Annotated in this window: 18 protein-coding genes and 2 tRNA genes; 13 read left to right on the top strand and 7 right to left on the bottom strand. The window is 62.4% G+C overall.

All coding sequences use genetic code 11. The features are described 5' to 3' along the window. Nucleotides 1-201: 201 nt before the first annotated feature. Nucleotides 202-1611, bottom strand: a complete 1410-nt coding sequence (gene glnA / locus ACE3TY_RS09745) for a type I glutamate--ammonia ligase (protein ID WP_374652832.1) — start codon at nucleotides 1609-1611, stop codon at nucleotides 202-204. Between the two features lie 40 nt (nucleotides 1612-1651). Next, nucleotides 1652-1990, bottom strand: a complete 339-nt coding sequence (locus tag ACE3TY_RS09750; RefSeq protein ID WP_133613898.1) for a P-II family nitrogen regulator — start codon at nucleotides 1988-1990, stop codon at nucleotides 1652-1654. A gap of 194 nt (nucleotides 1991-2184) precedes the next feature. Here ACE3TY_RS09750 and ACE3TY_RS09755 point away from each other — a divergent pair, with 194 nt between their 5' ends. Beyond that, the gene (locus tag ACE3TY_RS09755; RefSeq protein ID WP_374652833.1) at nucleotides 2185-3501 is read left to right on the top strand and encodes a flavin monoamine oxidase family protein; all 1317 of its coding nucleotides are present in this window, start codon (nucleotides 2185-2187) and stop codon (nucleotides 3499-3501) included. A 2-nt stretch (nucleotides 3502-3503) separates the two neighbouring features. Here the strand turns inward: ACE3TY_RS09755 and ACE3TY_RS09760 are convergent, their stop codons facing one another. Then, nucleotides 3504-4826, bottom strand: a complete 1323-nt coding sequence (locus ACE3TY_RS09760; RefSeq protein WP_374652834.1) for an NAD(P)/FAD-dependent oxidoreductase — start codon at nucleotides 4824-4826, stop codon at nucleotides 3504-3506. A 152-nt stretch (nucleotides 4827-4978) separates the two neighbouring features. On the opposite strand from ACE3TY_RS09760, the gene ACE3TY_RS09765 reads away from it, so the two are divergent. Beyond that, entirely contained in the window at nucleotides 4979-5392 is a 414-nt protein-coding gene (locus ACE3TY_RS09765) for a DUF805 domain-containing protein (RefSeq protein WP_374652835.1), read from the top strand. Between the two features lie 95 nt (nucleotides 5393-5487). Here the strand turns inward: ACE3TY_RS09765 and ACE3TY_RS09770 are convergent, their stop codons facing one another. After that, nucleotides 5488-6672 carry a pyridoxal phosphate-dependent aminotransferase gene (locus ACE3TY_RS09770; RefSeq protein ID WP_374652836.1) on the bottom strand — a complete coding sequence of 395 codons (1185 nt, stop codon included), beginning with the start codon at nucleotides 6670-6672 and terminating at the stop codon, nucleotides 5488-5490. A gap of 263 nt (nucleotides 6673-6935) precedes the next feature. Here ACE3TY_RS09770 and ACE3TY_RS09775 point away from each other — a divergent pair, with 263 nt between their 5' ends. Together ACE3TY_RS09775 and ACE3TY_RS09780 are read left to right on the top strand one after the other, a co-directional pair. Continuing rightward, nucleotides 6936-7658 carry a TylF/MycF/NovP-related O-methyltransferase gene (locus ACE3TY_RS09775; protein ID WP_374652837.1) on the top strand — a complete coding sequence of 241 codons (723 nt, stop codon included), beginning with the start codon at nucleotides 6936-6938 and terminating at the stop codon, nucleotides 7656-7658. A 107-nt stretch (nucleotides 7659-7765) separates the two neighbouring features. Next, a tRNA-His gene (locus ACE3TY_RS09780) sits at nucleotides 7766-7842 on the top strand. A 589-nt stretch (nucleotides 7843-8431) separates the two neighbouring features. Here the strand turns inward: ACE3TY_RS09780 and ACE3TY_RS09785 are convergent. Genes ACE3TY_RS09785 through mce form a run of 3 tightly spaced genes read right to left on the bottom strand, consistent with a single transcriptional unit; the run spans nucleotide 8432 to nucleotide 9661 of the window. Beyond that, a complete protein-coding gene (locus tag ACE3TY_RS09785) occupies nucleotides 8432-8989 on the bottom strand; it encodes a DNA-3-methyladenine glycosylase I (RefSeq protein ID WP_374652838.1) in 558 nt (185 codons plus the stop codon). Further along, nucleotides 8989-9351, bottom strand: a complete 363-nt coding sequence (locus ACE3TY_RS09790) for a DUF1467 family protein (RefSeq protein ID WP_374652839.1) — start codon at nucleotides 9349-9351, stop codon at nucleotides 8989-8991. Before ACE3TY_RS09790 ends, ACE3TY_RS09785 begins: the two co-directional genes overlap by 1 nt. Beyond that, nucleotides 9257-9661 (bottom strand): methylmalonyl-CoA epimerase, encoded by a 405-nt coding sequence (gene mce / locus ACE3TY_RS09795; RefSeq protein ID WP_374652840.1) that lies wholly within the window; start codon nucleotides 9659-9661, stop codon nucleotides 9257-9259. Before mce ends, ACE3TY_RS09790 begins: the two co-directional genes overlap by 95 nt. 283 nt (nucleotides 9662-9944) lie before the next feature. Here mce and ACE3TY_RS09800 point away from each other — a divergent pair, with 283 nt between their 5' ends. From ACE3TY_RS09800 to tig, 9 genes are all read left to right on the top strand, one after another. Then, nucleotides 9945-10841, top strand: coding sequence for a FecR domain-containing protein (locus tag ACE3TY_RS09800; protein ID WP_374652841.1), 897 nt, complete (start codon nucleotides 9945-9947; stop codon nucleotides 10839-10841). Between the two features lie 149 nt (nucleotides 10842-10990). Further along, on the top strand, nucleotides 10991-11128 hold the full coding sequence (locus tag ACE3TY_RS09805; RefSeq protein ID WP_374652842.1) for a hypothetical protein: 138 nt from the start codon (nucleotides 10991-10993) through the stop codon (nucleotides 11126-11128). Nucleotides 11129-11244: 116 nt separating this feature from the next. After that, the gene (locus ACE3TY_RS09810; RefSeq protein ID WP_374652843.1) at nucleotides 11245-11970 is read left to right on the top strand and encodes a FecR domain-containing protein; all 726 of its coding nucleotides are present in this window, start codon (nucleotides 11245-11247) and stop codon (nucleotides 11968-11970) included. A 174-nt stretch (nucleotides 11971-12144) separates the two neighbouring features. Continuing rightward, the gene (locus tag ACE3TY_RS09815; RefSeq protein ID WP_374652853.1) at nucleotides 12145-12477 is read left to right on the top strand and encodes a nuclear transport factor 2 family protein; all 333 of its coding nucleotides are present in this window, start codon (nucleotides 12145-12147) and stop codon (nucleotides 12475-12477) included. 55 nt (nucleotides 12478-12532) lie between these two features. Beyond that, nucleotides 12533-14182 carry an SPOR domain-containing protein gene (locus ACE3TY_RS09820; protein ID WP_374652844.1) on the top strand — a complete coding sequence of 550 codons (1650 nt, stop codon included), beginning with the start codon at nucleotides 12533-12535 and terminating at the stop codon, nucleotides 14180-14182. 2 nt (nucleotides 14183-14184) lie between these two features. After that, nucleotides 14185-15657, top strand: coding sequence for an NAD(P)H-hydrate dehydratase (locus ACE3TY_RS09825; protein WP_374652845.1), 1473 nt, complete (start codon nucleotides 14185-14187; stop codon nucleotides 15655-15657). Beyond that, the gene (locus ACE3TY_RS09830; protein ID WP_374652846.1) at nucleotides 15654-16082 is read left to right on the top strand and encodes an N-acetyltransferase family protein; all 429 of its coding nucleotides are present in this window, start codon (nucleotides 15654-15656) and stop codon (nucleotides 16080-16082) included. Before ACE3TY_RS09825 ends, ACE3TY_RS09830 begins: the two co-directional genes overlap by 4 nt. A gap of 121 nt (nucleotides 16083-16203) precedes the next feature. Beyond that, nucleotides 16204-16288 (top strand) — tRNA-Leu (locus ACE3TY_RS09835). A 106-nt stretch (nucleotides 16289-16394) separates the two neighbouring features. Further along, on the top strand, nucleotides 16395-17527 hold a 1133-nt coding region (gene tig / locus ACE3TY_RS09840), incomplete at its 3' end, for a trigger factor (protein ID WP_374652847.1).

The following is a 17527-nucleotide window of genomic DNA, read 5'->3' on the forward strand; positions in this document are numbered from 1 at the left end:
CAATGAGGCTGGCAATCGGGCGGCGGGTACGGAGAGAAATACTGCACTTCATGCGACCCCTTGGCGAATAACTGCGTATCATTCTCGTGGGATTCCATGAATTGTTCCTTAAGTCCTTCTAGGAGTAATTTCCGCGCTGCGATGCAAAAAAAGCGGCTGGGTTACCCCAGCCGCTCAGTTGGTACTGCCGCAAGGATTCTCTTAAGACGAGTAGTACATCTGGAATTCGATCGGATGCGGGGTGTGCTCCAGGGCGTAGACTTCTTCCCACTTCAGCTCGAGATAGGCGTCGATGAAGTCCTTGGTGAACACATCGCCCTTGAGCAGGAAACCGTTGTCGGCCGACAGGGCCTCGAGGGCTTCGCGCAGGCTGCCGCACACGGTCGGAACCTGCTTCAACTCTTCCGGCGGAAGATCGTAGAGGTTCTTGTCCATCGGATCGCCCGGATGGATCTTGTTGGCGATACCGTCGAGACCGGCCATCAGCATCGCCGCGAAGGCGAGGTAGACATTGGCGGTCGGATCCGGGAAGCGCACTTCCACGCGCTTGCCCTTCGGGCTCGCGGTATAGGGGATTCGGCAGGAAGCCGAACGGTTGCGCGATGAGTAGGCCAGCAGCACAGGGGCTTCGAAGCCGGGGATGAGACGCTTGTAGCTGTTGGTCGACGGATTGGTGAAGGCGTTAAGGGCCTTCGCGTGCTTGATGATGCCGCCGATATAGTAGAGGCAGGTCTCGGAGAGATCCGCATAGCCATTGCCGGCAAAGAGCGGCTGGCCGTTCTTCCAGATCGACTGGTGCACATGCATGCCCGAACCGTTATCGCCCTTCACGGGCTTCGGCATGAAGGTCGCGGTCTTGCCATAGGCGTGCGCGACGTTCTTCACGACATATTTGTACTTCTGCATGGCGTCGGCGCACTGCACCAGCGTGCCGAACTTGACGCCGAGTTCATGCTGCGACGGGGCCACTTCATGATGATGCTTTTCAACCTCGACGCCCATGGCGGCAAGTGTGGTCAGCATTTCAGCGCGCAGGTCGCCGGCGGAATCCAGCGGCGCGACCGGGAAGTAGCCGCCCTTCACCTTCATGCGGTGGCCGTGATTGCCTTCTTCGAACCGCTTGTCGGTGACATACGGCGCTTCTTCCGACGTGAACTCGACCGAGGTCTTGTTCATCGACACCTTGTAGCGCACATCGTCGAACACGAAGAATTCGGCTTCTGGGCCGACATAGATGGTATCGCCCACGCCGGAACTCTTCACGAAGGCTTCGGCGCGCTTGGCGATCGAGCGGGGATCGCGGCCGTAATTCTGGCCGGTGAGCGGTTCCAGCACGTCGCAATAGATGATGAGCGATGTCTGTGCGGCGAACGGGTCGAGTACGGCAGTGCCGAGATCCGGCGCGAGGGTCATGTCGCTTTCGTTGATCGCCTTCCAGCCGGCAATCGACGAACCGTCGAACATGACGCCTTCGGTCAGGAGATCCTCGTTCACCGTCGAGATGTGGTGAGCGAGGTGGTGCCACTGGCCGAGCGGATCGGTAAAGCGGAAATCGACATATTTCACGTCGTGTTCCTTAATCAGGCCAAGGACAGTTTTAACGTCGGACATGGGAGTTTCCTTGCATTGCAGGTGATGTTTTGGGTTTCTATCAGATTGCGTCGAGGCCGCGCTCGCCAGTGCGGATGCGGACCACTTCTTCGATATTGGTGACGAAGATCTTGCCGTCGCCGATGCGGCCGGTGGCGGCTGCCTGGCGGATAGCTTCGATGGCACGCTCAACCAAGGCATCGTCGAGCACGACTTCGATCTTCATTTTCGGCAGAAAATCGACGACGTATTCCGCACCGCGATAGAGTTCGGTGTGGCCCTTCTGACGGCCAAAGCCTTTAGCTTCGGTCACGGTGATGCCTTGGATGCCAACCTCGTGGAGGGCGTCTTTCACTTCATCGAGCTTGAACGGCTTGATGATGGCTTCGATTTTCTTCATGGGATTCCCCAATGTTGTTGCCGGTAGTGTTATTGCCGGGCTATCCGCCGCGACGAGGCTGCCCGCGCGATAGAGCAAAGCTCGTGCCATCTTCTAACCCACTGAAATCATAACGGACAAACCGCCTATCCAAAGGTCTCAGCCTATCTATTGTGCGCCTCTGCATAAAAAATAGGCATCTTGGATTCTGCCCCTTGAGCCGCTCCTTCCAGACAGGCAGGATCGCCATCATGCAAAGCGAGATTCTTATCATCGGTGCCGGCCTTGCCGGAGCCTTCGCCGCCGAATGTCTGGCTAAGTCCGGCCATTCGGTCCTTATCGTCGAAGCCAGGGATCGCGTCGGAGGCCGTGGGTTTACCCGTGGCTTCGCCAACCAGGCGCCGCTGCTCGAATATGGCGGATCGTGGATCACGCCCTGGCATGCGCGGATGAGGGCCGCCTGCGGTCGCCATGGTATCGGCCTCATACCCACCATACAAGTCGGCGCGCGTGCCTGGCATGACGGCAACGGGCTGCGCAAGGACGGTCCGGTGGCGGTGGCCGAGCGCTCGGGTTATGAGCGTGCAATGGCAATCGTTGCGGACGATGCCAAACGTCTGAAGGCGGGGTTCGACCATGACAGGGCAGGGGCGCCGTTGCTCAGTGTGACTCTGGCGGAGTATCTCGCGCGGCACGATATCGGTATGCCGGCCAGATCCCAGATCATGGCTTGGTGGACGATTTCGGGCTCGGGCGACCCCGCTGCCGTTTCCGCCGGCGAGTTCCTGGCTTCCTGCGGTTATATCGACGGCACGCCGGAAGGGATGATGCAGGCGCTGTCACATACCCTTTCGCCCGGCATTTCGGTCCTGGTCGATCGGATGATCGCGGCCTCCGGCGCCAAGTTGCAACTGGGTTTTCCCGTGGCGCGCTTGGAAGAGGGAACGGAATATGTGCGCGTGACCGCCCGCGATGGGCGTTTCCTGGAGGCGCGGGCGGCTATCGCGGCGCTTCCCGTGAATGTGCTGGGGGATATCGATTTCGGCGGCCTGTTGACACCGGTTCAACTGGCGACGGCCCAGCGCGGCCATGACGGGCGTGCGGTGAAGCTATGGGTGCGGCTCAGGAATTTTGCGCCGGGCACACTGGTCACAGGCGGCCTGCGGGGTCTGCAATGGCTGTTCGCACCCTATGCGGCCGAGGCTGGCTGCGTGCTGGCCGTCGGCTTTGGGCTCGACGATGGGAGCTGGCGGCCCGACCGCCATACCGACATGGCCGCTGCCGTGGCGCGCCTGGCACCGGAGGCGGAACTGGTCGGCTGGGATTGGCACGATTGGTGTGCCGATCCCTTCGCGCGCGGAACCTGGCTCTCGGCGCCGGCGCGGGGAGCCGACCTCTCGCCCGCGACATGGTGCCGAACAGGCAGGCTTGCCTTCGCCACTTCGGATCTCGCCCCGGATGCGGCTGGTTGGTATGAAGGAGCCATGTCGAGCGGCGAGGCGGCCGCACAGGCGATCCTCGACCTTCTCTGAGTTTAATAGTGGGTCGTCGAGCGCCCCACCTTTCCTTCCGCATAGCGGCTGAAGCGGAAGGCGTGCAGATCGATGCTGGGTTTGCCGTCCAGGGCGATCTCGCTCATCAGCTTGCCGACGATCGGCCCCATGCCGAAGCCGTGACCGGTCATGCCGGTGGCAAGGATGAGGCCCGGAATCTCCGCCACCGGACCCAGTACGGGGATACCGTCCGGCATCAGGTCCACATTGCCGGCCCAGCTTTCTATCGCTTGTACGCCCACAGCCGCGGGGAACAGACGGCCAAGCTGTGCAACCGCATTTCGGATGCGCCTGCCGTTCGCGGGAATTAGCGGATCGCGGTCATGGATCCATGGCTGCCTGGCTTCCCCGCGCCAGGGCATGCGATGCAGCAGGTCCCGCGCCGTCGCCATATTGACGCTGAAGGAGGTGGCGTGCCGGTTGTCCCAAAGGGATGGCAGGAACCAGCGCAGCGCCCGGAAGCGGTCGAGTGTGAGATCGATATCGACCTTCAGTTCCTCAGCCAGGTTGAGGCTGCCATCCGGCCTCTGCCGAAAGCCGATATGATGGCCGTAGAACGCAATGCTGCTGAGAGGTGGCAGCGTATTCGTCCGCGAACAGGTGAACCGCGCCAATTGCTGAGGCAGAATAAGTCCCAGCCCCCGCATCACGCGGAACGAGGACGCTCCCGCGGCAACAATAACTTTTTTGGTCCTTATGGTGCCGGTTTCGGAGATCACGGCGGTGACGGCGCCGGCCTGCCGGTCGATACCGATGGCGCCGCAGCCTTCGAAGAAGAGGGCCCCCAATTCCGTCGCCTTGCGGGCAAAGGCGGGTGAGACTTTGCGCGGCTCAGCCTGTCCTTCTTTGGGGCCCCACAATCCGCCCGGACCAGGATCGACCAGGCCGGGAATGAGCTTCGATATTTCCTCTGGCGTGATCACTTTCGTGTCGATGCCGAAGATCCGGTCCCGCGCGGCGCCGATTTCAAAGCGGGCAAGCTCTGCCTCATCGCTGGCGAGGAACAGATTGCCGTCCTGGCGCCATTCGAGATCGGTGCCGAGCTCCGCCTCTAGCCCCTGCCACAATTTGAGACAAGCCAGCATCAGCGGCGTCTCGGCCGGATCCCGGTCCATCGCGCGCACGAAGCCCCAGGCGCGGCCCGACTGCTGCCCGGCGATGCGGGATTTTTCCAGCACGACAACCTTCGCGCCGCGCTTGGCGAGGTAATAGGCCGTGGCGCAGCCCTGGATGCCGGCCCCGATGATGACGGCGTCGGCCTCAGCGGGAAGGGGTTGCTGACTGAAAGTGGAGAACACGCTCATCGTGCGAGTCATAAACAAACTTGCACCGCTCGGAAAGTGACCGCCTTCACCTTCTCGTTCCGGGCGGGACGTGAACCTTGCGGCCCGATGCCGCGACCAAGCCTTCACGGCAACCGATCTGCCCGGCCGGGCGATCAATGGAGGATTCCCTCATGTACTTGCAGCGCATCTATCTCAACAACGAAGGCCGCATCGCCCGGCTGCCCTATTTCGGTTACAGCCTGGCCCTGACCGTTCCCTACATGGTCGTCACCTACCTCCTGGCGAGCATCCTCGGCGTGATGGGGTCGATCGTGGCCCTTATCCTCTACGCCGCCATCGTCTATCCCTATTACTGCCTCATGGCCAAGCGCCTGCAGGACTTCAATCAGCCAGGGAAGTGGGCTGTCGCCGTGATGGGCGTCGGCCTGTTGGCGGCCGTTCTGCAATTTGTCGAAGCGCTGCAAGGTATCGGCATGGCGATCAGCGCGGTGCAGGCGCTGGTGGGGCTGGCAATCCTCCTCATTCCCGGCACAAATGGGAACAATGATTACGGCGCTCAGCCGCAGCGAGCCGTCTTGGTCTAGGCGAGCTGGGATTGCATCAGGAAGGTTCGACGAACAAGAAAAGGCGGGGGATGCCGCTGCATCTCCCGCCTTTCTTTTGGCGCGCCGATTGAGCCTTAGGCCGCCTTGCGTTTTTCCAGGAAGCCGCCGATGCGCTTGATCGCCTCGCCGATATTCTCGATCGAGTTGGCGTAGGAGATGCGCAGATACCCCTCGCCATAGGCACCGAAGCTCGTGCCGGCGATGCTGGCGACGCCCGCTTCGTCCAGCAACGCAACTTCCAGCGCCTTGGACTTGAAGCCGGTCCCCTTGATGTTCGGGAAGGCGTAGAAGGCGCCGTAGGGCGTGATGCAGGAAACGCCCGGCAGCTTGTTGAGTTCGGCCACGGTGAAGCGGCGGCGCTCGTCGAACGCCACCATCATCTTGGCCACCTCGTCCTTCGGGCCGGTGAGGGCGGCAAGGCCTGCCCATTGCGCCGAGGCGTTGACGCAGGAATGCACGTTGATGCACAGGCGGGTCGCATGTTCGATGAGCTGCTTGGGCCAGACCGAATAGCCCATGCGCCAACCGGTCATGGCATAGGTCTTCGACCAGCCGTCCAGCATGATCAGGCGATCGGCGATCTCCGGATATTTCAGGAAGCTGGTGTGGACTTTGCCGTCATAGAGCATCTCGGAATAGATCTCGTCCGACATGATGGAGACATTGGGGTGCTTCTCCAACCCCTTCACCAGCTTGTCGATCTCGCCCTTCTCGACGATACCGCCGGTTGGGTTGGCGGGCGAATTGACGATGATGAGTCGGGTCTTCGGCGTGATGCGCGACAGCACATCCTCGGCCTTGAAGCCGAAGCCGTTCTCCTCGAGGAGGGGCAGCGGCACCGGCGTGGCGCCCGAGAATTTGATGGTCGATTCATAGATCGGGAAACCGGGATTCGGATAAATGATCTCCGCACCCGGTTCTCCGAACATCATGATGGCGAAGAACATGGTGACCTTGCCGCCCGGCACGATCAGCACATTGTTCGGATCGACCGTGTTGATGCCATGGCGCTTGTTGAGATCGTCCGCCACCGCCTGGCGCACTTCGGGGATGCCGTTGGCCGGCGTGTAGCCATGATGCCCGTCGCGCAGCGCCTTGATACCGGCCTCGACGATATGCGCCGGGGTCTGGAAATCGGGCTGGCCGATCGAAAGGGCGACGATGCTGCGGCCCTGGGCGCGCAGGGCATTGGCACGGGCCAGCACCTCGAAGGCGGATTCGGTTCCAAGGCGGCTCATGCCGCTGGCAAGCTGAAGCATCGGTCTTTCCCCGGTCAAAATGGCTGGCCGGCGCTGCACAAGGCGGCCGGAACGGTTTGGCAGTTTAGGTCCGGCACCGGTCCCTGACAGGCTCCAGGCGACGAAATATTATACCAGGGCGACAGGCAGGGAATTGGCCGGCACAGTCCTTCGCCCGTCATGAAGCAGAGGTTGCACGGCTGGCCGGAAGCGCCGAAATTCAGTCCCAGATTGTTCCGGAATGCGCTCCAGGACGAGCAATACCCGTTAGGGAGGCAAAGCAGATGAAAGCGATCTTGCGCCATCTCCGCGGTGTGTTCGAGGCAGCGGACCTCAGTGCCACGGCACGGTCGGTCCGCCAGACGGGACTGACTTACCTTTCCAAAGGGAAAATGAAACGCCTCGAAAGGGCCGTTGATGACGTTCTCGGGCGCGGCGTCGAGGGCGACATCGCCGAATTCGGTGTTGCGCTGGGTGGCAGCGCCATTGTCCTGGCCGAGCGTGCCAAACGCCATGGCCGCCGCTTCCACGGCTTCGATGTCTTCGCCATGATACCGCCGCCCGCTTCGGACAAGGACGATGCCAAATCCAGGGACCGCTATGAAAAGATCGCCAGCGGCCAGTCGGAAGGCATAGGTGGCGAGACCTACTATGGCTATCGCGACAATCTCTATGACGATGTCTGCCACGCCTTCCGGGCCCATGGGCTGGATCCTGGCGGCGGCACGATAGCCCTTCACAAGGGCCTGTTCGAAGACACTCTGCCCCGGGCCGGCCTCGATCGCATTGCTTTCGCCCATATCGACTGCGACTGGTACGATCCGGTCTCCTATTGCCTGAACGGCGTTGCCGCGCGGCTCAGTCCGGGTGGGATTGTCCTCGTCGACGACTATCATGACTATGGCGGTTGCCGCACTGCGACCGACGAATTCCTGGATAACCGCAGCGATTTTGCCCTCGAAGACGGGGAAAATGTCATTCTGCGCCATGCCGCCCACAGGAACTGAGCTGGCGCTCGAGGCCATGGGGCCGCCCCATCATCCTTGACGGGCGGACGGGGGTCGGTTACATCGCTGCCCGCGTGCCGGCCGTTCATGCCGGTCGCGCCCGGATGGCGGGTGTAGCTCAATTGGTTAGAGCGCCGGATTGTGATTCCGGAGGTTGCGGATTCAAGTTCCGTCACTCGCCCCACTTCTCACAAATCAAATTTATCAATATGTTAATGGTGGCGGCCTGTAGGGCCGGCTCGCGAATAAGTACCCTTGAGGCTGGGCGCGGGAACCCTCAGCTGCGCAGAAACGACAGCAGTGTGAATCGCCGGCCTTTGGTCACCGGCGGGGCTTCATGCAGGAGTGAGCATGAAAAGATGATGGCGCCGCCGGCGGGCGGGCAGTAACGCTCGGGACCGTATTCCGGATATTCAGGCGTATTGAGATTGATCGTCAGGGGATCGACGCCATACCGATGCCACATCTGGCCGAGGTTGATATTATGCTGCGATGCAGCAATGCGTTTTGTTTCATTTTACTTTCGCAACGCAACTCGAATGGACCCGCGGCTGACGGGCTGGCTCCATAAAAGCTGCCGTGACTTCTGTTGCGATTTTAGTTAGGGTTCCATCCGCCGGCCGGGGAGTCGGCGGCAGACAAGAATTATAAGAGACCGCACGGTCCAAGTTCTGGGACGACCAAGGAAGTATCGAGTTCGGTGGGGGAGGGACCATTCGTTCGGTCCACGAGAGGCAGGCCTGGGGAAGGCCTGCCTCTTTCCATTTCTGCCTTCAGTAGCGCATTCCGGCCTTGGCGGCCGTCAGCCAGGGTGGCTGCAGCTTGGCGATGCGTCGGTAGACAGGGCAATCCTCCGCATGCGTTCCCGGGAGATACCCGACCGACATCAGGAACTCGCCGACGATCTCGCCGCCAGTGAAAACGAACTCCCGCTTGAACAGCTTGACCCAATCCGGCTTGGTGCGCGGATGATGGCTGGCAAGCCAGGCGGCGAAGGAGCCATGCGTGTTCTGCAGTTGCCGGATACGCTTGGCGTTTTCGATCGCGGCATCGATCTTCAGGCGGTTGCGGATGATTCCGGCATCCGCCAGCAGGCGAGCGCGCTGTTTGTCCCCGTAACGGGCCACCTTCCCGATCTCGAAGCCGCTATAGGCCTTCCGGAAGGCTTCCTGCTTCTTGAGGATGGTGAGCCAGGAAAGGCCTGCCTGGTTGATCTCGAGAATCAGGCGCTCGAACAGCTGGCTATCCTCGGCGATCGGGAAGCCGTAATGATGGTCGTGATAGGGGCCATGGAATTCGTGCCCGGGGGCGATGCGGCAATAGCTGCTCATCAGAGGCCGAGCTTTCCGATCAGGTCGAGCATCGAGACGCCGTAGATGTGGAAGAAGGCAAAGGCTGCCCCCCAGATCGCAGCGGCAATGACGGTCGTGGCGATGGCCTTCTTGAGCAGCATCGGATTGGCCGGCGCACCCGGATCATGGCCCGCCTCGGCGTTCTCCGTCCGTCTGACACCCCATGGCAGGACCGCGAACAGGGTCAGCCACCAAATGACCAGGAACATAAAAATTTGCGTCATAATGCCTGACATATTTACGCACTCATGCCTGCTCGAGTTCGATGAGTGTCCCCAGAAAGTCCTTGGGGTGCAGGAACAGTACCGGCTTGTCATGGGCGCCAATTTTAGGCTCGCCATCACCCAGCACCCTTGCGCCCTTGGCCTTCAATTGATCCCGCGCCTGGAGAATATCATCCACCTCGTAGCAGATGTGATGAATGCCGCCCGCGGGATTGCGGCCGAGAAAAGCCATGATAGGCGATTCTTCACCCAGAGGATAAAGCAATTCGATCTTGGTATTGCCGAGTTCGACGAAAACCACGCTCACACCATGCTTGGGCTGCGGCGTCGCCGCTGAAACCTTGGCACCCAGGGTATTGCGGTAGAGGTCGGCCGCTTGTTCGAGATTCGGTACGGCGATGGCAACATGATTGAGGCGGCCGATCATCCGGGGTCCTTTCTGGGCAATCTGGAGAATCGCGAGATGGTGCGGCGCAGCGCCGGAATGGTCAAGGCAGTGCCGGATTTCGGCGCCGCAACAGATTCCGACCCTAAAAGAATATGAAAACGGGTTCCAAAGGCCGCCCCACCACAAACAAGTGTGTTTCCGGTCCGCATGACATCTGGCTTTTCGTCCGGCGGTTAGCTAAAATTCGTTATCAATTCGTTAAAAATTGAAACGCGCGGTGCGGCATATCCGCCCACGCCCGTCATGAAATGGAAGGTAGCAAATGACCCGCCAACCGGGAACCATGCCCGATGCCCGTCACAGCCGGACGCTGCGCCCTGGTACGCTCCTGCTCGCATTCACCAGCTTTGCCGCCCTGTTGACGTCGAGTGCTTCGGCGGACGTCATCGGCAAGGTGATCCTGCAGGACTACCGCGGGGCCACGGCTACGCCGGACGGGGCCGAGGCAATGAAGCCGATCTACTATCAGGATCAGGTTTCCGCGCTCGACACGGTGCAAACGGGCGATGGTGGCGCCACCTCCATGCAGTTCCTCGACGAGACGCGTTTCGACGTCGGTCCCAATGCGATGGTGAAGCTGGACGATTTCGTGTTCGATCCGATGAGCACGATCGGTGCGGGCAAGATTTCTATGGCCGTCGGTGCGTTCCGCTATGTCGGCGGCAAGATGAAGAGCGATGAGAACGTCAAGCTGGTGACGCCCACCGCGACCATGACGATCCGCGGCACCGAACTGGTCATTTTTGTCGGCCTCGACGGCACGACCGAAGTGAATGTGATCGACGGCGCAATCGACGTGCAGCCCTGCGACAATCCGGATGTCGTGCCGGCCACCATCGGCCAGCGCGTCATCATTCCGCCGAGTTGCTCCGTGTCCGTGACGACGGCCCGCCCGCTCGAAGAAGATCTGGCCGCTCTCGAAGTGCCGGACGATCTGGGCGACTTCGCGACGGCCGCAGGTGGCGATGACGGCGGCGACGCTGGCGGCCCCGGCGGCGGCACTACCGACCACGACCGCGATAAGAGTCAACCTAAGAAGGAGCCGGAACCACCGGCCCCTGAGCCCAGCGAGGGTGGCGAAGAAGGGCCGGAGACGGATCCGGAAACGGATCCCGATACAGGTGGCTCGGGCGGGGACGACAGCTCAAACAATCTGTGAACTAAGCAAGCATTTGTCGTTGAGAGTGTGACGGGACCGGTTCCGTCACGTTCTCTTTTTTCGGTCCGTGCTGTGTCCTGGATCACAGCGGGAATGGCGCCCGACACCTAGATTAATGACCATCGAAACCATTTCTGTCGGTCTTCCAGATGTCGATCCGCCGTCTTGCTTTCCCGCTCGCCTTTGCCTTTCTAGGCGGCCTCCTTATTGCGCTGGAGAACCTGCCGGCCGCGCCGACATTGGCGGCGTCGGACGATCTCGCGCATCTGCCGGTCATGTACGACTGATTTCACAGCATTGAACCTGTCGCCGCGCTGCAGCGACAGACCTTCAGGACGGTCAGAACGCGATCATCATGAAGAAAATACTTACTCTTTCGATTCCCCTCATTGGCTTGCTCGCCATGGCGCAAGCGGCTGTGGCTGCGCCGCGCATCGGCGCGGTCGTTCAGCCCGAATATAACGGCGCGGTTGCCGCGCCCAACGGTTCTACCGCCAGCCACGCCATCCTTTATCGCGACGAAGTCTTCGCCCTCGATACGGTGAAGACCGGCGCGTCCGCGTCGACAGAGCTTGAATTCCTGGATGAGACGACAGTCCAGGTCGGAGCCGGTGCGGAACTGCGCCTCGATAATTTCGTCTACGATGCGTCGAGCACGCAGGGCAGTGGGCAGATCTCGTTCACCGTCGGCGCCTTCCGCTATATCGGCGGCAAGATGACGACGGAGGAGAATGTCCGCCTGCGGACTCCGGCCGCAACGATGGTCATCCGAGGGACGGAGCTTGTCATCTATGTCTGGCCCGACGGCCAGACCGAAGTGAATGTCATTTCCGGTGCCGTCGAAATCAGCGACTGCGCAAGCGGCGGAGGCCGGCTGGCGATGACTGGCATGCAGATCACCGTCATGCCGGACTGCACCACGCATGTCGCGGCGGCGCGCAGCCTGCCGTCCGACATGGCTGCCCTGGCCTTGCCGGACCGTTCCGGCGATGCAACCGAGGATGGAGAAGACGAGGGCGGCCGCGACGGCCATGACGGCGCAGACGGCGGGGAAGGAAGAGACCGGCCAAGCCACAGCAACCCTGGCAACAATCAAGGCAATAACAAGTCGGGCGGCCCGATCAATTAGTGGCGATCGACTAAGCCGGCTGAATAGGCCCTTATCGCAGTGTCATCGACGCTGGCACTGCCTTCCTTTATGCATGGGGTTCCCGACGATCGAGGCCCCATGCGAAGCCAGCATCCATTCGAAGCCGCCAACATCAGCTTTTACCGTGCCTTTGCGCGGGCGGATTTGGGCGCCATGCAGCGGCTTTGGGCGGTGAGGCTGGCGGTATCCTGTATTCATCCGGGGGCTGTGCCCCTGCTGTCCAGGACCGATGTCCTGGATTCCTGGCGCCAGATTTTCGGCAACGGACAGCGCACCGATATCTCCTTCCTGCCGCAGCAGATGGCGGTTGTGGGTGGCATCGGTATCGCCTGCGGCCTTGAACTGATCGGCAATGGCCAGATCGCCTGCACCAATCTTTTCGCCGAAGAAGACGGAGAATGGCGGATGTTTCACCACCAGGGCGGGCCGGTAATCCTCCGCCAGCCGGGGCGAAGCACCGAAAGCGGCAATATAACTCGGCATTGAGCCGACGGGGCACTAGCCCCCGCTGACGCCGGACGGCATATTAACGGTTATGAAAGTGAGTCGGACCTTCCGGCGCCTTCTTCTGGGGGCACCTCTCTCCGTGGCCGTTCTTCTGGGAGCGGCTCCAACCGTGGCGCGTGCCGATTACGGCACCGGCCTCGACGCCTTCAATGCCGGGGCATACGAACAGGCCCTGCAGGAATGGCAGAAGGCGGCCCTGGAAGGCGACAAGCGGGCCCAGCATGCCCTGGGCCTGCTGCTCGAAAGCGGGCGCGGCACCAAGGCGGATATCGCCCAGGCCCTCAAATGGTACGAATCGGCGGCCGAGCAGGGTTTCGCGCCGGCCATGAACAATCTGGCCATGCTCTATGCCGATGGACGCGGCGTGAAGAAGGATCAGAACAAGGCGATCGCCTATTGGACGAAGGCAGCGGAAGCCGGCAATGCCACCGCCCAGTTCAATCTCGGTGTCCAGTACATGCTGGGCAATGGGGTTCCCGCCGACAAGAAACAGACCGTCGAACTGTGGACCAAGGCGGCCGCGGCCAAGAATGTCCAGGCGCAATACAATCTGGGCCTGCTCTACGATCGCGGCGATGGCGTCGGCAAAGACGAGAAACAAGCCGCGCATTGGATCGCCCAGGCGGCCGAGAACGGCCTCGCGGAAGCGCAGATCGACTTGGCCGAATTCTACCGGACCGGCCATGGTGTGGCGAGGAACCCGGACCAGGCATATCTGTGGCTCGAAAAGGCCGCCGCTGCCGGCAGCATGAAGGCCAAGCAGAAGCTGACCGAATTGCCGAAGCCGAAACCGGCTGAAACCGCCCAGGCAGCACCTGCGCCGGCAGCATCCGGCGCCGCCGAAGCGGGCCACCAGGAAGTCGCGGACGAACACGCGGCCACGAGCGACGCCTCGCCGGGCGAGGAGAGCCATGGAACGGCAGCACCGGCGCCGGAAGGACATGCCGCCGGGGAAGCGGCGGCCCAAGCCGCCGAAGGACACGCAGCCGAGCCCGCGCAAAGCGAAGCTCATGCTGCCGAAGAATCGGCACCCGCCGAAGACGGTCACGCGGCCAATGCCGTCCCGACCGAGCCTGCGGCCGAAAGCCACGGTGAGGCTGCCCCGGCGGAAGGCGAAGCCGGCACCGGGAAGCATGCCGCTGAAGACGCGTCGGGCGAGGCTGCCGCCAGCGCCGCCGAACAGGCAGCCGAAGGCGAGGAGCCGGCCGAAGAGGAACACGTCGCCGAGCCCGAGAAATCCCCGAAAGGTGAGCAATCCCCGGAAGGCGAGCAGGTGGCGGAAGGCGAAGCGGCTTCTGAAGCTGCACCCGAGGAGCATGCCGAAGACGCGCAGGCCGCCGAAGGTGACGGCGCTCAGGGCGAAGAAGAGCAGATCGTCGAGGAGGGCGTGCAGCCGGAACTGCCGGTCGCCGAGACCTTGTCGCCGCGCGAGAAGGTCTTCCATATCTGGCTCGGCGAGCGCGGCACCAGCGACTCTGCCAAGTCGCAATTCTCGAATCTGAAGCTGCAGTTCCGTCCGGTCCTCGACAAGACCGAACTCGAGGTGCGGCCCTTCGTCAGCACGGTGGGGACCGTCTATCGAATCTATGTCGGTCCCTTCAAGACGCTGAAGGACGCGCAGAGCATGTGCGACAATATCCGCGACCGCGTCAGCGGCCAGTTCTGCCGGACCGTCATCAACTGACCATGGCGATCCAGCCGATCGTCACCGCCGCCGAAATGCGCGCCGCCGAGCAAGCATATTTCGCGCGCGGGCACGATAGCTACGCGCTGATGCGCCAGGCAGGTGCCGCGGTCGCCGACGCTATTCATCGCGCGCACCCGGCCCCGGATGCCGAGATTCTGGTGCTGTGCGGCCCCGGCAACAATGGCGGTGACGGCTTCATCGTCGCCGATCTTCTGCGCCGCGCCGGTCGAGTTGTCCGCGTATCGGCCATGCGTGCGCCTGAAAGCTATGCCGGCGATGCGGCGCAGGCTGCGAAAGCCTGGATCGAAGGCGGGGAGCTTCTGCCCTTCGATCCCGCCGCCCTGCCGAAAGCGGTTCTCATCGTCGACGCCTTGTTCGGTATCGGCCTCGATCGACCGCTTGATGGAAAAGCCGCCACCGTGATCGACTGGATCAATCGATCCGGCGCTGAGGTCTGGGCGATCGACATAGCCAGCGGTATCTCGGCCGATGACGGGCGCATTCTCGGTACCGCCGTTGCTGCACGGCACACTGTCACTTTCGGCTGGCCGAAGGCCGGGCATCTGCTGCTGCCGGGCAAGATCCAGACGGGGGCGCTGCATGTGGCACCCATCGGCCTCACGCGCGATCTGCTGGCGCCGGGTCATGCCGCCTGGCGCAACGATCGGGCTGCCTGGATCGATGCCTTGCCGCAACCGGGCCCGCTCGATCACAAATACAGCCGCGGCCACGCCCTGGTCGTGGGCAGCAGCGACATGCCCGGGGCGGGGCGCCTCGCCGCCCTGGCTGCCCGCCGCATCGGCGCTGGCATGCTCAGCATTGCCGCCCCGGCCGCCAGCCTGCCGCTCTACATGGCCGATCAGCCGGGTATTATTGCGAAGCCTGGGGCCAAACCGGACGATCTGGTGGAAATCCTCATGGACCGCCGAATCTCGGCCGTGCTGGTGGGCTCGGGCCTCGTCCCCAATGCAGCGGCCCGCGAGATGGTGATTACAGCCCTCGCCGCCGGCCGGCCCGCGGTGGTCGATGGCGGCGGCCTCACCGCCTTCGCCGACCGGCCGGAAGATCTTTTCACCCTCGGTCGGGGCGACGTCGTTCTCACCCCGCACGAGGGTGAGTTTGCGCGCCTTTTTCCGGATCTGGGGCCGGGCCTCGGTAAGCTTGCCCGCATCCGCCAGGCGGCCGCCCGCAGTCGCTGCGTGATCGTACTCAAGGGCGCCGACAGCGTCATTGCCGCCCCGGACGGCCAGGCGATTGTGCAGGACGAAGCCAGCCCCTATCTGGCGACGGCGGGGTCTGGCGATGTGTTGGCCGGCTTGACACTCGGCCTGCTAGCCCAAGGAATGCCGGCCTATCTCGCCGCCGCCGCCGCAGTCTGGTTCCACGCGCAGGCGGGTCTTGCCTTGGGCGCCGGCTTGATCGCCGAAGACCTGCCTGCCGCCATCCCCGGCCTGCTGCGCGGCTTCTCATGACGCTTGCTGTCCGGCGGGCGAGGCCCGCTGACTTGCCGGTTTGCGCCGATATCTACATCGTGACAGTAAGCGTCACTTTTCCGGGCGAGCCTGCCACGGCCGCCGCCTTTGCCGAGAGCATCGTCGGCGAAGAGCAATGGGTCGCCATTCTGGATGGCGATATAATTGGTTATATTTCAGTGTACTGGCCGACAAACTTCATTCATTCCCTTTACATTCATCCAGAATTCCAAAGTCGTGGCGCCGGCCGCGCTTTGCTGGCGGAAGTCCGCAAGCTGGCCGAGGGAGACATGGAACTGAAAACCGACAAGGCCAATGTGCGCGCTTTTACCTTCTACCGCCGTCTGGGTTGGCGTGCGGTGGGTGAGGGGATGGCGGCCAGCGGCCCCTGGTGGCGCCTGCGCTGGACCGGCGGCAGGCCCTAGCTGTTCCCCGTCCTGGGCCTTTTTCGCTTGTCGCTCAGGCCGGGGTGGGATACATCCCCGGCCCGGAACCGGTGCGAACCGGGGCCGTGGGCTGGCCTTGGCGCGGCTCGAGACGACCTTTGCGGGCGTGGCGAAATTGGTAGACGCGCAGGATTTAGGTTCCTGTGACGCAAGTCGTGTGGGTTCAAGTCCCTCCGCCCGCACCAATCAGCCCGGAAATCGGTCGTTTCGCGTGGGCGCCGGCTGGACCTCGGCCGCGATTTCGCACCGCTGAAGCGTTTTCAAAAACCTTTTGCCTGAAAGAGTGCTGCCATGCAGATCACCGAAACCCTGAACCAGGGCCTGAAGCGGGAATACAAGATCGCCGTGCCCGCGGCGCAGCTGCGCGAGAAGGTCGACGGCAAGTTGACCGAACTCAGCCACAAGCTGAAGATCCCCGGCTTCCGCCCCGGCAAGGTGCCGATGTCTCTCCTGAAGCAGCGCTACGAGCAGTCGGTCATGGGCGAGGTGCTGGAAGAGAGCGTGCAGCAGAGTTCGCAGAAGCTCCTCACCGAGCGCAACCTGCGCCCGGCCGGCCAGCCCAAGGTCGAACTGGTGGGCGAATTCAAGGAAGGCGCCGATCTCGAATTCTCCATGAAAATGGAAGTGATCCCGGAAGTGACGCCGATGGACTTCACCGCCGTTTCGCTCGAGCGCGTCGTCGTCGACGTGCCGGAGACGGAAGTGGACGAAAGCCTGAAGCGTATCGCCAAGCGCCAGCGCGCGTCCGAGCCGGCGGCCGATGACGTGGCGGCCGCCAATGGCGATATCGTCGTCATCGATTTCGTCGGTTCCATCGACGGCGTCGAATTCGACGGCGGTAAGGCCGAGGGTCACTATCTGGAACTCGGCTCCGGCCAGTTCATTCCCGGCTTCGAAGACCAGCTGGTCGGGTCGAAAAAGGGCGAGAAGCGCACTGTGAAGGTGACCTTCCCGGCCGAGTACGGCAACACGGAACTTGCCGGCAAGGATGCGAGCTTCGCGGTCACCGCGCAGGAAGTTCGCCGACTGAAGGATGTGCCGGTCGACGACGATCTGGCCAAGTCCCTGGGACTTTCCGACCTCGCCGACCTCAAGAAACAGGCTCGCGAGCGCATCGAAAGGGAATACGGCACCGTCTCGCGCGCTCGCGTGAAGCGCAAGCTCCTTGACGTTCTGGCCGACAATCACAATTTCTCTCTTCCTGAGATGCTGGTGGAAGCCGAGTTCGGCGCCATCTGGCAGCAGATCGAAGCCGACATGAAGGCCGACCGCCTCGATGAGGAAGACAAGGGCAAGTCGGAAGACGTGCTGAAGAAGGAATATCGCGACATCGCCGAGCGTCGCGTGAAGCTTGGCCTGCTGCTCTCGGAAGTGGGCCGGCAGAACAACATCCAGGTGCCGAACGAGGAATTGAGCCGCGCCCT

The organism is Dongia sp., assembly GCF_041918875.1.
Classification (GTDB): Bacteria; Pseudomonadota; Alphaproteobacteria; order Dongiales; family Dongiaceae; genus Dongia.

Bases quoted from the DNA above. Each gene is read 5' to 3' on its own strand.
- glnA (WP_374652832.1), bottom strand. From the start codon at position 1,611: ATGTCCGACGTTAAAACTGTCCTTGGCCTGATTAAGGAACACGACGTG.
- ACE3TY_RS09750 (WP_133613898.1), bottom strand. From the start codon at position 1,990: ATGAAGAAAATCGAAGCCATCATCAAGCCGTTCAAGCTCGATGAAGTG.
- ACE3TY_RS09760 (WP_374652834.1), bottom strand. From the start codon at position 4,826: ATGAGCGTGTTCTCCACTTTCAGTCAGCAACCCCTTCCCGCTGAGGCC.
- ACE3TY_RS09765 (WP_374652835.1), top strand. From the start codon at position 4,979: ATGTACTTGCAGCGCATCTATCTCAACAACGAAGGCCGCATCGCCCGG.
- ACE3TY_RS09770 (WP_374652836.1), bottom strand. From the start codon at position 6,672: ATGCTTCAGCTTGCCAGCGGCATGAGCCGCCTTGGAACCGAATCCGCC.
- ACE3TY_RS09775 (WP_374652837.1), top strand. From the start codon at position 6,936: ATGAAAGCGATCTTGCGCCATCTCCGCGGTGTGTTCGAGGCAGCGGAC.
- ACE3TY_RS09785 (WP_374652838.1), bottom strand. From the start codon at position 8,989: ATGAGCAGCTATTGCCGCATCGCCCCCGGGCACGAATTCCATGGCCCC.
- ACE3TY_RS09790 (WP_374652839.1), bottom strand. From the start codon at position 9,351: ATGGCGAGCCTAAAATTGGCGCCCATGACAAGCCGGTACTGTTCCTGC.
- mce (WP_374652840.1), bottom strand. From the start codon at position 9,661: ATGATCGGCCGCCTCAATCATGTTGCCATCGCCGTACCGAATCTCGAA.
- ACE3TY_RS09800 (WP_374652841.1), top strand. From the start codon at position 9,945: ATGACCCGCCAACCGGGAACCATGCCCGATGCCCGTCACAGCCGGACG.
- ACE3TY_RS09805 (WP_374652842.1), top strand. From the start codon at position 10,991: ATGTCGATCCGCCGTCTTGCTTTCCCGCTCGCCTTTGCCTTTCTAGGC.
- ACE3TY_RS09810 (WP_374652843.1), top strand. From the start codon at position 11,245: ATGGCGCAAGCGGCTGTGGCTGCGCCGCGCATCGGCGCGGTCGTTCAG.
- ACE3TY_RS09815 (WP_374652853.1), top strand. From the start codon at position 12,145: ATGCAGCGGCTTTGGGCGGTGAGGCTGGCGGTATCCTGTATTCATCCG.
- ACE3TY_RS09825 (WP_374652845.1), top strand. From the start codon at position 14,185: ATGGCGATCCAGCCGATCGTCACCGCCGCCGAAATGCGCGCCGCCGAG.
- ACE3TY_RS09830 (WP_374652846.1), top strand. From the start codon at position 15,654: ATGACGCTTGCTGTCCGGCGGGCGAGGCCCGCTGACTTGCCGGTTTGC.